10 protein-coding genes and 2 pseudogenes are annotated in these 14,592 nt (G+C 69.9%); 7 read left to right on the top strand and 5 right to left on the bottom strand.

Translation table 11 applies throughout. The annotated features are described in order from the left end of the window. Nucleotides 1–4 precede the first annotated feature (4 nt). Nucleotides 5–3,151 carry a family 16 glycoside hydrolase gene (locus ABZV00_RS35400; RefSeq protein ID WP_355614349.1) on the bottom strand — a complete coding sequence of 1,049 codons (3,147 nt, stop codon included), beginning with the start codon at nt 3,149–3,151 and terminating at the stop codon, nt 5–7. A gap of 839 nt (nt 3,152–3,990) precedes the next feature. Here ABZV00_RS35400 and ABZV00_RS35395 point away from each other — a divergent pair. From ABZV00_RS35395 to ABZV00_RS35385, 3 genes are all read left to right on the top strand, one after another. Further along, the gene (locus ABZV00_RS35395; RefSeq protein WP_355614347.1) at nt 3,991–4,113 is read left to right on the top strand and encodes a hypothetical protein; all 123 of its coding nucleotides are present in this window, start codon (nt 3,991–3,993) and stop codon (nt 4,111–4,113) included. 348 nt (nt 4,114–4,461) lie between these two features. Further along, on the top strand, nt 4,462–5,892 hold the full coding sequence (lysA, locus tag ABZV00_RS35390; RefSeq protein WP_355614345.1) for a diaminopimelate decarboxylase: 1,431 nt from the start codon (nt 4,462–4,464) through the stop codon (nt 5,890–5,892). Nucleotides 5,893–6,067: 175 nt separating this feature from the next. Beyond that, the gene (locus tag ABZV00_RS35385; protein WP_355614343.1) at nt 6,068–6,346 is read left to right on the top strand and encodes a YggT family protein; all 279 of its coding nucleotides are present in this window, start codon (nt 6,068–6,070) and stop codon (nt 6,344–6,346) included. 243 nt (nt 6,347–6,589) lie between these two features. On the opposite strand, the pseudogene ABZV00_RS35380 reads toward ABZV00_RS35385, so the two are convergent. After that, nucleotides 6,590–7,165 (bottom strand): annotated as a pseudogene (locus ABZV00_RS35380) (hypothetical protein); the annotation flags it as partial. Nucleotides 7,166–7,532: 367 nt separating this feature from the next. Between ABZV00_RS35380 and ABZV00_RS35375 the strand changes: the two are divergent. Then, nucleotides 7,533–7,932, top strand: a pseudogene (locus tag ABZV00_RS35375) (VOC family protein). A gap of 129 nt (nt 7,933–8,061) precedes the next feature. Here the strand turns inward: ABZV00_RS35375 and ABZV00_RS35370 are convergent. After that, the gene (locus tag ABZV00_RS35370) at nt 8,062–9,015 is read right to left on the bottom strand and encodes an NAD(P)-dependent alcohol dehydrogenase (protein ID WP_355614340.1); all 954 of its coding nucleotides are present in this window, start codon (nt 9,013–9,015) and stop codon (nt 8,062–8,064) included. 227 nt (nt 9,016–9,242) lie between these two features. Here ABZV00_RS35370 and ABZV00_RS35365 point away from each other — a divergent pair, with 227 nt between their 5' ends. Then, nucleotides 9,243–10,079, top strand: coding sequence for an SMP-30/gluconolactonase/LRE family protein (locus ABZV00_RS35365; protein ID WP_328415332.1), 837 nt, complete (start codon nt 9,243–9,245; stop codon nt 10,077–10,079). A 169-nt stretch (nt 10,080–10,248) separates the two neighbouring features. On the opposite strand, the gene ABZV00_RS35360 is transcribed toward ABZV00_RS35365, so the two are convergent. Beyond that, the gene (locus ABZV00_RS35360) at nt 10,249–11,208 is read right to left on the bottom strand and encodes a YafY family protein (RefSeq protein WP_355614337.1); all 960 of its coding nucleotides are present in this window, start codon (nt 11,206–11,208) and stop codon (nt 10,249–10,251) included. A gap of 62 nt (nt 11,209–11,270) precedes the next feature. Between ABZV00_RS35360 and ABZV00_RS35355 the strand changes: the two genes are divergently transcribed. After that, the gene (locus ABZV00_RS35355; protein WP_355614334.1) at nt 11,271–12,386 is read left to right on the top strand and encodes an epoxide hydrolase family protein; all 1,116 of its coding nucleotides are present in this window, start codon (nt 11,271–11,273) and stop codon (nt 12,384–12,386) included. 75 nt (nt 12,387–12,461) lie between these two features. Next, nucleotides 12,462–13,565, top strand: a complete 1,104-nt coding sequence (locus ABZV00_RS35350) for a winged helix DNA-binding domain-containing protein (protein WP_355614331.1) — start codon at nt 12,462–12,464, stop codon at nt 13,563–13,565. A 448-nt stretch (nt 13,566–14,013) separates the two neighbouring features. On the opposite strand, the gene ABZV00_RS35345 is transcribed toward ABZV00_RS35350, so the two are convergent. Continuing rightward, nucleotides 14,014–14,592, bottom strand: a 579-nt coding sequence (locus ABZV00_RS35345; protein ID WP_355614328.1) for a transposase, incomplete at its 5' end; no start/stop codon positions are given.

Raw genomic sequence — 14,592 nt, 5'->3', positions numbered from 1 at the left:
TCGGTCAGCAGCAGCTGGTGGAGGCGGACGGCATCCCGTCCGGGCAGCACGGGCTCAGTGGCGCGATCCGGACGTTGCGGAAGCTGACGACATCGGCGGTGCCGTGGTTCTGCAGGCCGATGTAGCCGCGGGCGCTCTGCCGTCCGGCCCCGCCCGGGTCATCCGCGCGGGGCGGGCTGAACACGGCTTCCGGGGTGTTGACGTACTCGTTGATCAGCTCGCCGTTGCGGTAGACCGAGTAGTGCTGCCCCACCACCCGGATCTCGTAGTCGTTCCAGGTGCCCTTCGGGGTTACCCGCGCGCCGGCCAGGTCGACCCGGTCGAACCCGTACACCGACCCGCTCTTGTACTGGTCGCCGTCGGGCCGGTCGTAGATCTGCAGTTCGTGGCCGTACTTGATGGCCACCCACTCGGGCCGGGACTCGGCCGGGTGCCCGTGCACGTCCGGGAAGCGGACGAAGACTCCGCTGTTGGCGCGACCGTCGCCGGGCGCGTCGTCGCGCCACTGCAGCTTCAGCGAGAAGTCCCCGTACGTCGCCGTGGGCAGCCAGAGCATGCCGAGGCCGGCGACCGGGCGACTGGTGATCGACCCGTCAGCGTCGCGGGTGAAGCCGCCCGCCCCGACGTGCTCCCACCGGTTGAACGACGCCGCCGAGGTGTCCAGCAGCGGCTGGTAGCCGCTCTTGTCGTCCGACTTGCCGACGCCCGAGCGGGCGGCGGCGCTGGCCAGGCGGCCGTGCTCCTTGTGGTCGATCACGCCCAGGTGGTGCAGGTGCTCGGCGACATCTGTGACGTGCTTGACGAACTGGCCGTGGTTCGGCCATGCCCGCTCGTCCTGGATGGCGTTGTTGATCGTGCAGGCGTCCGCGACCACCCGGTTGGGTACGCCGCTGTCCACCGTGCCGAGCCAGACCGTCGGCCGGGTGTCTGGCACCGGGCAGGCGGCAGGACCGCTGGCGACCACGGTGAAGGTGACCGAGGCGGCGCCCGAGGTGTTGCCTGCCTTGTCGGTGGCCCGATAGCTGAGCGTGCGCGCGCCCGGCTGGTCGACGGTGACCGGCGCCGAGTACCGGGCGTACGTGCCACCGTCGAGGGCGTACTCGATCCGGTCGACGCCCGAGCCCGCGTCTGCGGCGGTGAGGGTGATGGTGGCGCTGCCGAGGTAGGCGCCGGTGTCGTCCTGCTGGCCGGAGAGCGTGGCGGTGGCGGTGGGCGGGGTGGTGTCCGGGGCCGGCGGGTCGACCACGGTGAACGACACCGACTGCGCGGCCGAGGTGTTGCCGGCCTTGTCGGTGGCCCGGTAACTGACCGTGTGCTGGCCGACCTGGTTGACGGTGACCGGCGCCGGGTAGCCGGCGTACGGCTGCCCGTCGAGGGAGTACTCGATCCGGTCCACGCCGCTGCCCGCGTCGGTGGCCGAGATGGTGACCGTGGCGGACCCGACGTACGCCCCGGCGCTGTTCCGCTCGCCGGTCACCGCGGCGGTCGCGGTGGGCGGCGTAGTGTCCTGGGCCGGCGGCTCCACCACCGTGAATGACACCGACTGCGCGGCCGAGGTGTTCCCTGCCTTGTCCGTCGCCCGGTAGCTCACCGTGTGCTGGCCCGGCTGATTCACGCTCACCGGCGCCGAGTAGGCGGCGTACGCGCCGCCGTCGAGGGCGTACTCGATCCGGTCGACGCCCGACTCGGTGTCGGTGGCCGACAAGGTCACCGTCGCCGACCCCACGTACGCGCCGGCGTCGTTCCGCTGGCCGGTCACGCCGGCCGAGGCGGTGGGCGGGGTGGTGTCCGGCGCGGGCGGCCGCACCACGGTGAACGACACCGACTGCGCGGCCGAGGTGTTGCCCGCCTTGTCGGTGGCCCGGTAACTCAGCGTGTGCTGACCCGGCTGGCTCACGGTGACCGGCGCCGAGTAGCCGGCGTACGGCCCGCCGTCCAGGGAGTACTCGACCCGGTCGACGCCCGACTCGGTGTCGGTGGCCGACAGGGTCACCGTCGCCGAGCCCACGTACGCCCCGTTGTCGTCGCGCTCACCGGTGAGCGCGGCCGAGGCGGTGGGTGGGGTGGTGTCCGGTTTCGGGGGTTCGACCACGGTGAACGACACCGACTGCGCGGCCGAGGTGTTCCCCGCCTTGTCGGTGGCCCGGTAACTCACCGTGTGCTGACCCGACTGGCTCACCGTGACCGGCGCCGAGTAGCCGGCGTACGGCCCGCCGTCCAGGGAGTACTCGACCCGGTCGACACCGGACTCGGTGTCGACAGCGGTGAGGGTGACGGTGGCGGTGCCGACGTACGCGCCGGCGCCGTCGCGCTGGCCGGTGACCGCGGCGGTCACGGTCGGCGGGGTGGTGTCCGGGGCCGGCGGCTCCACCACCGTGAACGACACCGACTGCGGCGTCGAGGTGTTGCCCGCCTGGTCGGTGGCCCGGTAGGTCAGCGTGTGCGAGCCCGGCTGGTTCACGGTGACCGGCGCCGAGTAGGTGCCGTAGGTCCCGCCGTCCAGGGAGTACTCGACCCGGCTCACTCCCGATCCGCTGTCGGTCGCCGACAGCGTCACCGTCGCCGCGCCCAGGTAGGCGCCGTTGCCGTCGCGCTCACCGGTGACCGCGGCCGCCACGGTCGGCGGGGTGGTGTCCGAGTTGCCACCGGTGACGACCAGGAGCCCGGTCATTCCGCCGTGGCCGGGGATCGCGCAGAAGTAGCGGTAGGTGCCCGGGGAGAGGACCACGTCGACGGTCCATCGGCCGCCGTTGGCGTCCGTCGGATCGGCCAGGATGTTCACGTCGACGTCGCTGTTGTACGCCGGGTTGCCGGTGTCGAACGTCAGGGTGTGCTGCATGCCGGTGGTGTTGCCGGTCGCGGCGCTGTTCTCGAAGACGAGCGTCGTCGGCCCGGCGACCGCTGTGGTCGGGGCGGAGCGGTACGCCAGGAAGTTGTCACCGGCGGTCCAGGTGAGCACCTGGGCCTGCAACTGGCGCGGCGGCGACGGCGCGACGGCGGTGGTCGACGGTTGCGGGTCGACCGGGCGCGCGCTCGCCGGCACCGCCACCAGCCCGGCGGTCACCCACACCAGGGCGGCCGTGGCGACGGCCGCGATCGATTTCCGCAACCGGCCGGCCGGGAGCCGGCCGGGAGGTGGGTATCCGTTCATCAATGCCTCTCTCCCAGGTTCGAGGCGTGCGCCGGCAGGGCAGACGTCCCCCGTCGATGCCAGATCACCTCTTGTCGAGATATGTCGCCCGAGCGACGAATCGCGTGGCCCCCTCCTGGCCGCACGGGATCCCCGGCCGAGGCGGATGCCACGGCCGTCCGGTGTGGATGGACTCCGTCCTGGTCCGCGGGCGAGCCGGATCGCACGCGTCGTCGGACGGCGTTCAGCGTGGAGCTGATGGGGTGAGGGTTGCGCCTCGGAGCTGAGGAGGCGTCATCGAGTAGGGACGGACATCGGTCAAACCCACCGCATCTGCGGGCCACGGGTCATACCGCTGACCCGGGGTGCCATCCCTGGTTGGGTCGGTGGCCGCCGGACGTGTTGCGCCGCCTGGGGCCATCGATCGAGACTCACCGCGCCGTCGGTTAATCTCGATGAAACATATTGATGGTTACGGACACTACTAAGTTCGTCTCGAGGTGTCCAGATCTTTCGTCGCCCCCGGCTCTACTTTTCTCTAAAGCGACGAAAGTCGGCAGCGTTGCCGACCACAAATGCGTTACACCAGGTCAGACATCCATATCGAACGATGAATTGGTGGAGAGGGTCAGGTGCGCCTGCACGTGGGTTGCGCTATGTGGACACACAGCGCCACCCATATGTCTCCCACCGCAGGTCAGAGCGGGTCTCCCGGTCCGCGACGTGGCACCGGCCTTTCGGGGGCTGATTCTGGCGGTCAGCCGGTCCACCGGGACGGCTTGAAGTCGCTTTACTCCGAACCTGACCCGACGCCGACCTCGACAACGCTGACTTACAGCGATCGTTAGCGAGGCTGCCGGGTGGCTGTCGGCTACCGGGTCGACCGGGAGCAGGCCGGCACGGTCGAGGTGTACGAGGCGTTCCCGGCCGACTCCCGCACCAAGATCGTCGCGGTGTCCGTGACGCTCACCGTCCGGCGCTGAGCACCCAGGTTCATCGTCCGCGTAGTTCGATGGCAAGCCGGCTGTCGTGTTCGGCCGCCGCGATGGTGGCGCCGGGCGGTCGCGCCGGCCCCCTGACGCCTGCCGGCGTCGCCAAAGCGTCAAGAAAACGGGGAGAGCCATAGCGATTGCGTATTGATTCTCGCGCTCGGGCGGGATCGTGCGGCACCGTGAGGCGTGGCCCTCAGGACCTCCGATCCAGAGGCACGGCGTAGCACCGAGTTGGTCGGGTGCCGGATGTGGTTGCGCATCGCGCCGTGGCGGGAGTCGGAAGTGCATCATCCATCTGCTGCTGCGGCAGCCGGATCTGACCCAAGCGGGAGAGGAATCATGACCCTGCTGGACGCGATCCCGCCGTCACGGGCGTCGCTGCCACCGCGCCTGCCCGTGCATCTGTGGCCGGCGACCACCAGATGCGAGTCCGGCGGGATCCGCATGGGTGGCGTTGCGCTGACGGACATCGCCGAGGAGTTCGGCACGCCGACCTATGTCCTGGACACGGAGGACGTGCGTGCCCGCTGTCGCGAGTACGCGGCGGCGTTCGGAGCGGCCAACGTGGCGTACGCCGCCAAGGCCCTGGCCTGCCGGGCGGTGCTGCGCTGGATCGAGCGGGAGGGCCTGGCGCTCAGCGTCTGCTCCGCCGGGCAGCTCGCCGCCGCCGCGGCGGTCGGCTTCCCGGCCGACCGGATCATCCTGCACGGCGACGCCAAGACGCCCGACGATCTGGACCGGGCGCTGGAGTACGGCGTCGGCACGATCGTCATCGAGTCCGCCTCCGAGGTGGCCCGGCTGGCGGCCCTGGCCCGCGGGCGGCAGCGGGTGCTGCTGCGGGTGCTGCCGGGCGCCAACCGGTTCGGGCTGGACGCGGCGGCGGCGCTGCCGGCCGGGCCGGACGGGGACCGCTTCGGCCTGCCCGCCGGCGACCAGCTCGCCGAGACGCTGCGGCGCATCGCCGACCAGCCCACGCTGGACCTGGTCGGCCTGGACTTCTACCTCGGCTCGCAGGTCGCCGGCTTCGGCGGGTACGAGCGCGCCATCGACCAGCTCGTGTCGATCATCGGGCACGCCGCCCGGGAGCACGGCATCGCGCTGCGCGAGATCAACCTCGGCGGCGGCCACGCCGTGCCCGGCACCGAGGCCGAGGCCGAGTTCGCGCTGACCGCCTTCGCCTCCCGGGTCCGGGCGGTGCTGCACATCGCGTGCGAGCGGTACGGCGTACCGATGCCCCGGCTGGTGGTGACACCCGGCCGGGCGATCGTGGCGCGGGCCGGAGTGGCCCTGTACCGGGTGCTGGCCGTGCGCCGCGACGTCGACGGCCACCAGCTCGTCGCCGTCGACGGCGGCCTGAGCGACAACCCCCGCCCGGCGATGTACGGCGCCCGGTACACCGTCGCACTGGCGGGACGGGCCAGCCGGCATACCACCCGCCCCACGACCGTGGTGGGGCGGCACGACGAGGCCAGCGACGTGATCGTCCGGGACGCGCAGCTGCCCGGCGACATGCGCCCCGGCGACCTGCTCGCCGTGCCCGGATCGGGCGCCTACCACGTGCCGCTCGCCTCCAACTACAACCTCGTACCCCGACCGCCGGTGATAGCCGTGCACTACGGGGATGCCTGGCCCGTGATGCGCCGGGAGACCATCGAAGACATCCTCGCCCGCGACCTCGACAGGGAAGGCGGTGAGCAGGCCGAGTGCGGCCAGGGCGGGCAGGCCCCGGGCCGCCGGCAGCAGGAGGAGCGCCACGCCGACGGCGGCTAAATGCGCTGGCGGGGCGGATCGGACGGCAAGCCTCAGGAACAGCAGTCGGCCGGCGAGGTAGAGGACAGCCCCGCCGTACGGCGCGTTCAGCCATGAGTAACAGCTTGTCGCTCAGCGGATTCACAACAAGGTGACGCACAGTTGAGCTGGGTCAAACTGGTTCTGGAGGTATCTCATGGGTCCTGTGCTCGGCATCGTGAGCCTGATTTTGCTGCTGATGCAGCTGCTGCTGGTTGCCCGCGTGGTGCTCGACTGGAGCGTGGCGCTCGCCGGTCCCGCGGCGCCCGGGTCGATCCGGTCGCGGCTGTCCGCCGGAGCGCGAGCGGTCACCGAGCCGATCCTTGCTCCAGTTCGGCGGTTCCTGCCCCCGTTGCGGTTGGGCACGGTCTCGATCGACTTGGCGTTCATCGTCGTGTTCATCGCGATCCTGGTGATCCGCCAACTAATCAGCTGACCCCCGCACGCCGAACGGGGCGTCCGAAGATCAAGCGGGCGACCGATGTCGTGAGTCGGCGTCCTTCGAACCCTGTGGCTCGGCCGTGCGCACACGTTCAGCAGTATCGACGCTGCCGACAGCCCCTCCCCCCAACGTGCCGGCACAGCCGAGCGTCCTCGCCGGCGGGTCGATGCGGCCGGCGAGGACGCTCAGGGGTCTCTCGTGTGGCGGCATCGGATTGACGCGGCGCGGGGGTGTGACTCAGGCGGCGATCCCCGCCGTCGTGGACACCGGCACCTGATCGGCGATGCGGCCGCTAACCGCGGCGAGGCCAGTGCGGGTGGCCGAGCGGTGCACGGCTTGGTGGGCGAGCTCGTCAGCCGTCTGCTGGCTGGTCACGCCGGTCAGCAGCCCTTTGGCGAGGGCGTCGGCGAGGCGTGTGTCGATGCGTCCCAGCCGCATGCGCAACGCGTCGACGGTGATGCCGAGGCGGGCGGCGACCGGTTCGATCGCGCGCCGCCCGAGCCGGATGTCGATGTAGGACTGTTCGTCCTCCCGGTCGAGGATGCCCAGGCCGACCGCCCGTTGGACGAGGAGGTCCGGGTGCCCGTAGGGCATGGCGGGGGTGCGGGAACCGGTGATGTGGTCGACGTTGTCCATCGATGTGTACTCGCCGGCCTGTTGGCGCAGGGCGTAGCCGTCCCGGAACGCCGCCCGGCACAGCGCCGCGTAGGGAGCGTCGCGGGCCAGGTCGACCCGGTCGCGCAGCGCGGCCAGGAAGCCGGTGAGGACCTCCGCGCCGATGTCGTCCGGATCGCCGCCGTAGCCGGCGCACAGGTGACTGGCGCAGCAACCGCAGCGTGGACAACTCGGCATCAGAGCCATACGCGCGCAGGGTGACGGATGGATGCTCCGCCAGAATCGCGGCGAGCGTACGGTAGTCCGCCTCGGAGAGCGGCACCTGGAACTGAACCCTCGCAACCGTGTCGAGCCCGGCCCGGAGCCGCAGCACGTCGATCGGACTCGACACCTCCATCAGGCCACCCACAGCCACTGATCTTCCCGGCTGGGGTCGCCGCTCTCCAACTCGTAGCGGCGGCGACCTGCTACCCGATCGCCAAGCCATGCGCTAAGCGCCAGTTGAGTGCGTTGCTGGGGTCGAAATCTGCTCGATCGTCTCGGCAGGTCCTGCAACGATGCCCGAGTGACTTCCTTCATCTCCCATACCAGCGTCGACTGTGCCGACGCGTATACCTTGTGCCGCTGATGGCAGGCCGTCCTCGACTACGTGGAGGACCCCGATGATCCGAACGAGCCGGGACACGAGGAATGCATGATCTTCTCTCGGGACCGGACGCGTCGTCTGCTCTTCATCGAGGTGCCAGGGTCAAAGCAGGTCAAGAACAGAATCCACTTCGACCTGCGTCCAGTCGAAGGCTCACGCGATGCCGAACTAGCCCGACTGATCGAGCTGGGTGCGTGCGACCACCGTCGACGACCGACGCAACGCAGACGGAACCGGATGGGCGGTGCTCGCGGATCCCGAGGGAAACGCGTTCTGCATTCTCCGGAGTAACGCCGAGGTTGCTGCTGGGCCAACATGACACCGCCCCACGCCGTCGTACCGTGCTGTCACTCCCGGCGCGCCCATCGGCACGCCCGGACGTTGACCTGCTCAACGGGCTGTGACGCTGCGTGGGGCGCGGTCGGCGGCAGATGTGCGCAGTCGCTGGTCAGTTGACGGTCACGATGACCTTTCCGAGGGCGCGTCCCTCTCCGACGTGGGCCAACGCCTCGGGCACCTCGTCGAGGGTGAAGGCTCGGTCGATGTGGATGGCGAGGTTGCCCGTGGCGCAGAGGTCGGCCACCGGTTCGAAGTGGGTCGGCCCTTCCTTGACGGCGAGCACGCCCAGCCGGCGGTGTGTGAGTCGGCCGGCCGCCGCGCCGATCGTCAGTATGCGCAGCAGCGCCGAGACCGATCCGCCGACGCACCGGTAACGGCCGCCGGGGGCCAGTGCCCGGCGGTAGGCGAACACCGACCTGTGCGCGACCAGATCGAGGATGAGGTCGTACGGGCCGCTGCGGGTGAAGTCCCGGCTGCGGTAGTCGATCACCTTGTCCGCGCCGACCGACCGCATGAAGTCGAGCTTGCCGGCGTTGTCGACGCCGGTCACCTGGGCGCCGAGTCGCTTGGCGAGCTGAATCGCGAATGAGCCCGATCCTCCGCCGGCACCGTTGATCAGGACCCGTTTCCCGGCTGCGGCGCCTTTGGTCCCCTGCCACGCGATTACGCCCGCCTGCGGGATCGCCGAGGCCTCGGCGAAGGTAAGGGCGGCGGGCTTGCGGGCCAGAACCGACTCGGGAGTGATCGCGTACTCGGCGAAACCGCCCTTGAGCATGAGGTTGTCGCCGTACACCTCGTCACCGGGTCGCAACCGGGTGACGGCCGGGCCCACCGCCTCGACCCATCCGGCGATGTCCGAGCCGAGTGTCCGGCGCGCCGGTGAGCGCAGCCCACCGATGCGCGAATACAGTGGTGAGCCTTGCAGGGTCTCCCAATCGCTCAGGTTGACCGAGGTCGCCGCAATCTTGACGAGCACCTGCCGGGCAGTGGGAGACGGCTTGGGGACGTTCTCGATCCGCAATACATCCGGGGGCCCGTACCTGTCGTACACGATCGCTCTCATCCGCGTACCCCTAGCCCTTCGTGGAAATAGTCCAGCCGCAGTACGTCCAAGGCCAGCAGGCTACGGCTTCTTGGTAGCACACAGAGACGAGCGACTGACCGACAAGGAAGCTGCCGGCGACGGCGGGGTAGGTGTCCGGGGGCTCGGGGTGGTGGCGGGTCCAGGATGGGCGATGAGTTCCGGTGCCGAATCGTTTCTACTCCAGTGCCGAGCAGAGGGAGAACGTGATGAGCGAAGCTGAAGTCCTGATGGAAGGCATCGTTTTCGGCGAGTCACCGCGCTGGCACGACGGGCGGGTCTGGTTCTCCGACTGGGGCGCCAACCAGGTGATCTCGCTTGACGTCGACGGCAGCCACGAAGTGGTGGCAACCGTCGCGTCGTTTCCGATGTGCATCGACTTCCTGCCGGACGGGCGGCTGCTCGTCGTGGACTCGGCCCAGCGTCGGTTGCTGCGCCGTGAGCCGGACGGGTCGCTGGTCGAGCATGCCGACTTGTCCGCGGTTTCGGACAAGCCGTGGAACGACATCGTGGTCGACGACCGGGGAAACGCCTATGTCAACAGCATCGGTTTCGACTTTCCCGGGGGCGAGTTCGCACCGGGCCTGGTCGTGCTTGTCACCCCCGAGGGCGACGTCGAGCAGGTAGCCGACGACCTCGCGTTCCCCAACGGCATGGCGATCAGCCCGGACGGCGCGGCCCTGGTCGTTGCCGAGTCGTACGCGAGCCGGCTCACCGCCTACGACATCGGCAGCGACGGGGTCCTCAGCAATCGACACGTGTGGGCAGAGACGCCCGATGACCACCCCGACGGGATCTGCATGGACGCCGAGGGCGCCGTCTGGTATGCCGACGTCGGCAACCAGCGCTGTGTTCGGGTACACGAGGGCGGCGAGGTGCTGGCCACCGTCGGCTTTGATCGCGGAGCCTTCGCCTGCGTGCTCAGCCGCGGGCGGGACCCGCGGTTGTTCGTCGTCGGCCAGGCGTGGGGTGGACCGGAGCCGTCGCAACCTAGCGGGAGGATGGTGGCGTTCCCGGCGCCCGCACCGGGAGCCGGGAGACCTTGACCCGGACGCTACGCACGCTCGGTCGGCGGCATGTGCGGATGCGGGCTGTCGGCCGGCTGTGGTTGGGTGTCGACTGGCATCGGTGAGAGTTACGGGCGCCCTGCTGGATTGACCCGTGTCGTATTCGATCAGTGATCGCCGAACATCGACCGGCTCGTGGGACAGGTTGTCAGGCGGTCGCTCGTGCGTACCGCTCGGCGAGCCGGCGCAGGTGCGTGAGGAGTTCCGGCGGCCCGGTGATGTCGAAGTCTTCGCTGAGCAGGCCCAGGTAGACGCCGAGGGTCTCGACCGTGTCCGCGCCGGTGTGCAGGACGCAGGTGTGGTCGTCGATCCGTTCGACCATGCCGACCGCCGGGCTGATCCGGTCGGCGACGACCTCGGCGGGCGCGTGCACGGTGACCTGTGCCCGGTACCGCCAGGCGGCGGCGGACACCCGGCGCGACACGTACGCAGCGACGTCCTCGTCGGGCAGGTCGCGCGGTGCGAAGCGAGGTCCGGTCGGGGTCCGCGGTTGCATCCGGTCGACGCGGAAGGTCCGCCAGTCGCGCCGGTCGACGTCCCACGCCAGTAGGTACCAGCGGCGGCCCCAGTTGACCAACCGGTACGGCTCGACGGTGCGCAGCGTCGCCGTACCGGCATGATCGTGGTAGTCGAAGCGGAGCCGTTCCCGGTCGCGGCAGACCGCGGCCAGGGTGGTCAGGACCGAAGGGTCGACGGTTGGGCCGGGGTCGTTGCGGGGGACCGACACGGTGTAGGTCTGCAGGGTGTTGACCCGGCGCCGCAGTCGGGACGGCAGCACCTGCTCCAGCTTCGTCAGCGCCCGCAGGGACGCTTCCTCGATCCCGGCGATGGCGCCGCCGGTCGCCGTGCGCAGGCCGACCGTCACGGCGACCGCTTCCTCGTCGTCGAGCAGCAACGGCGGCAGGGCCGCGCCGGCGCCGAGGCGGTAGCCGCCGACGGCGCCGCGCGTGGCCGAGACCGGGTAGCCGAGGCTGCGCAGCCGTTCCACGTCGGTACGCACGGTCCGCCCGCTCACCCCGAGGCGTTCGGCGAGTTCAGCGCCGGTCCAGTCACGTGGGGTCTGCAGGAGGGAGAGCAGCCGCAGCAGGCGGGCGGAGGTTTCCAACATTCCTCAAGGATCGCAGGTAATTAGGAGCGGAGTCTTCCTAATAACTTGGCAGAGTCGATGACATGACCGAGATCCGCGAATTCCGCACCGACATCCCGCAGGCCGACCTGGACGACCTCACCGAGCGGCTCGCCCGGGTCCGCTGGACCAACGAGCTGCCCGACGCCGGTACCGACTACGGCGTCTCGCTGCAGTACCTGCAGAGCCTCGTCCAGCGGTGGCGCGACGGGTACGACTGGCGCGCATGGGAGACGAAACTCAACGCCTACCCGCAATTCACCACGACCATCGACGGGCAGAACGTACATTTCCTGCACGTCCGCTCGCCCGAGCCGGACGCCACGCCGCTGCTGCTCACCCACGGCTGGCCGACCACGATCGTGGAGTACCTGGACGTGATCGGCCCGCTGAGCGACCCACGAGCCCACGGCGGCGACCCAGCCGACGCGTTCCACCTGGTGATCCCGTCGGTACCCGGTTTTGGCTTCTCCGGCCACACCGCTGACCGTGGCTGGAACCGGTACCGCGTCGCGAAGGCGTGGGCGGAGCTGATGCACCGCCTCGGATACGAGCGGTACGGCGCGCACGGCAACGACTCCGGCTCGCTCATCTCGCCCGAAGTGGGCCGCCACGATCCCGAGCACGTCATCGGCGTACACGTCACCCAGGTCTTCTCATTCCCGTCCGGCGACCCGGCCGAGCTGGCCGGACTCTCGGAGGCGGACCAAAAGAAGGTCCAGTTCCTGCAGTGGTGGCTGGACAATGGCGGCGCGTACGACAAACTGCAGTCCACCGCGCCGCAGGCCCTGGCCCACGCCCTCGCCGACTCCCCGGTCGGGCAACTCGGCTGGAACGCGCAACTGCTCGGCCCGAACCTCGACCCGGACTACGTGCTGACCAACACGATGATCTACTGGCTCACCAACACAGCCGCATCGTCGGCCCGCCTCTACTACGAGGACTTCCATGCGGCTGACAAGCCGACCGAGCCGACGACCGTGCCGCTCGGGCTGGCGAACTTCGCCTGGGATTTCCAGTCGATCCGCCCGTTCGCCGAAAGAGACCACAAGAACATCGTGTCCTGGCACGTGTACGACAAGGGCAGCCACTTCGCCGCGCACGACGCCCCCGACCTGCTGGTGAGCGACATCCGCGGCTTCTTCCGCCAACTCCACTGACCCACACCCAGCAGGTACGCGCGGCGGGCGCCCGCCGCGCGTACCCCTGATCTCAACCCTTCGGGAAGGCCACCCGTGCAGACCCTGACCCGCCGCGCCCTCAACCGCGCCACCCTCGACCGGCAGTTGCTCCTGCGCCGCGCCGACCTCACCCCGCTGCAGGCCATCGAGCACCTCGTCGGCCTGCAGGCCCAGACCCCGCACACCTGGTACGTGGGGCTGTGGACCCGACTCACCGAGTGCCGACCCGAGGACATCGGGGCGCTGCTCACCCAACGACGGGTGGTGCGGATCGCGCTCATGCGCTCGACGATCCATCTCGTCAGCGCGTCCGACGCGCTGGCGCTACGCCCGCTCGTGCAGCCGGCGCTGGACCGCGACCTGTTCACCAACCAAACACACGGCCGGTCCATGCGCGGACTGGACACCGCAGAGCTCGTCGCTGCAGGCCGGGAACTCCTCGACGAGCAGCCGCGCACCCCGGGCGAACTGGGCCGGTTGCTGGCCCAGCGGTGGCCAGATCGGAACCCAGCGAGCCTCGCCTACGCGGTGCGCAACCTGCTGCCGGTCGTGCAAACCCCGCCGCGCGGCGTGTGGGGCGCCAGTGGCCAGACCGTCCACGCGCCGGTCGAATCGTGGGTCGGCGCGCCGCTGCGCACCGACCAGCCGATCGACCAGATGGTCCTGCGATACCTGGCCGCGTTCGGCCCGGCGACCGTACGCGACGTGCAGACCTGGTGCGGTCTCACCCGGCTGGCGGAGGTGCTCGACCGGCTCCGGCCCCGCCTGGCCACGTTCCGCGACGAGAACGGCGTCGAACTGTTCGACCTACCCGACGCACCCCGACCCGACCCCCAGGTCAGCGCGCCTGCCCGGTACCTGTACGACTTCGACAACCTGCTGCTGTCCCACCACCTCCGGTCCAGGGTGGTCACCGACGGCCTCCGCCAGCAGAACTTCGTCCCGCACGGTTCCGTCCCCCGCCTGGTACTCCTCGACGGCTTCACCGCAGCAACCTGGACGTTCGCCACGGCACGAGGCGCGGCGACCCTGACCGTGCACCCGTTCGAACCACTGTCCGCGTCCGACCGCGAGGCATTGACCACCGAGGGCAGCGAGCTGCTGGACCTGCTCGCCCCCAAAGCGTCACACGAAATCCGTTTCACCGCACCGACCTGAGGACCGCCTTCCGACACTGGAGGACACGCTGCCGCGAAATGCGGCAACTCGGGGCTGGCAAAAGCCATGCACGCGTCATGGGTCGTTCCTGGGACCGGGGTACTGACTGCAGCCGCCCCCAGCCGAAGAGGGCCGCCGCCGCGGCCATGAACGACTCGTCCCTACCGTCCGATAGGGCAACCCTCGAATGAGATATCCGTGCCCACGAACGTCCTCAATTCGGCAGTTCCGGGCGCCTGCGGTGCGCCGTCCGCCGTCACATAGCGTGACGCGCGGTTCGCGGCTACCTGTTAGCTGGTGGTACGACCGCAGCCCGGCCAGGCTTGGTCGAGGTGAACGGTGAGGTCGCTCTCATCGCGGCTGCCCACCGCAGGTTGGTGTGGCTCTCATCTGGCGTGCGCCCCGCCGGTCACCGCGGCGGTGAGAGGCTCAAGAGCGCCTCTGTGTGTCAAGCCACGCCGGTAGTGCATCTGAGTTGGTCTTCGATGAGGCGCCGGTAGAGGACGTTGGTGAGGCGTCGTTTGAGGGCGCGCCGCGCCTCGGCAGGTGTCTTTCCTTCAGCGATTTTGCGCTGGTAGTAGACGCGGCCGGGGCCGGGATCTCGGGCTTGGACGAGCGCGATGGTGTGCAGGGCGGTGTTGAGTTGCCGGTTGCCGGTGGGGTTGAGCCGGTGGCGGCGACGTTCGCCGCTGAAAGCCTCCACCGGCGAGGTGCCGGCGTAGCTGGCGAAGTGATCGGCGGTCGGGAAGCGGGTGACGTCGCCGACGTGGCCGAGGACCTTCGCAGCGATGAGATGCCCGACGCCTCGCATGTCGACGATGGTCGAGTGGGTCTCGGCCAGGATTTGCCGGATCTGGGCCTGGTTAGCGTGCAACCGCCGGTCCAGGTGGCGCAGGTCCGCGATCATGTCCCGGGCGAGCTCGCGGCGACAGTGATCGGTGGCGGTGACCGGCCGGATACTGCGCAACAGCGCGGCGGCCTTGTCCGCGGTCAGGTCCAGCGCCGCGCCACCGGGGATCAGATCACG

The organism is Micromonospora sp. NPDC005173, from assembly GCF_040608515.1.
Taxonomy (GTDB): domain Bacteria; phylum Actinomycetota; class Actinomycetes; order Mycobacteriales; family Micromonosporaceae; genus Micromonospora.
Note: the sequence above shows the minus strand (reverse complement) of the source record. Positions and strands in the feature narration are given on the sequence as shown.

Bases quoted from the DNA above. Each gene is read 5' to 3' on its own strand.
- ABZV00_RS35400 (WP_355614349.1), bottom strand. From the start codon at position 3,151: ATGAACGGATACCCACCTCCCGGCCGGCTCCCGGCCGGCCGGTTGCGG.
- lysA (WP_355614345.1), top strand. From the start codon at position 4,462: ATGACCCTGCTGGACGCGATCCCGCCGTCACGGGCGTCGCTGCCACCG.
- ABZV00_RS35385 (WP_355614343.1), top strand. From the start codon at position 6,068: ATGGGTCCTGTGCTCGGCATCGTGAGCCTGATTTTGCTGCTGATGCAG.
- ABZV00_RS35370 (WP_355614340.1), bottom strand. From the start codon at position 9,015: ATGAGAGCGATCGTGTACGACAGGTACGGGCCCCCGGATGTATTGCGG.
- ABZV00_RS35365 (WP_328415332.1), top strand. From the start codon at position 9,243: ATGAGCGAAGCTGAAGTCCTGATGGAAGGCATCGTTTTCGGCGAGTCA.
- ABZV00_RS35360 (WP_355614337.1), bottom strand. From the start codon at position 11,208: ATGTTGGAAACCTCCGCCCGCCTGCTGCGGCTGCTCTCCCTCCTGCAG.
- ABZV00_RS35355 (WP_355614334.1), top strand. From the start codon at position 11,271: ATGACCGAGATCCGCGAATTCCGCACCGACATCCCGCAGGCCGACCTG.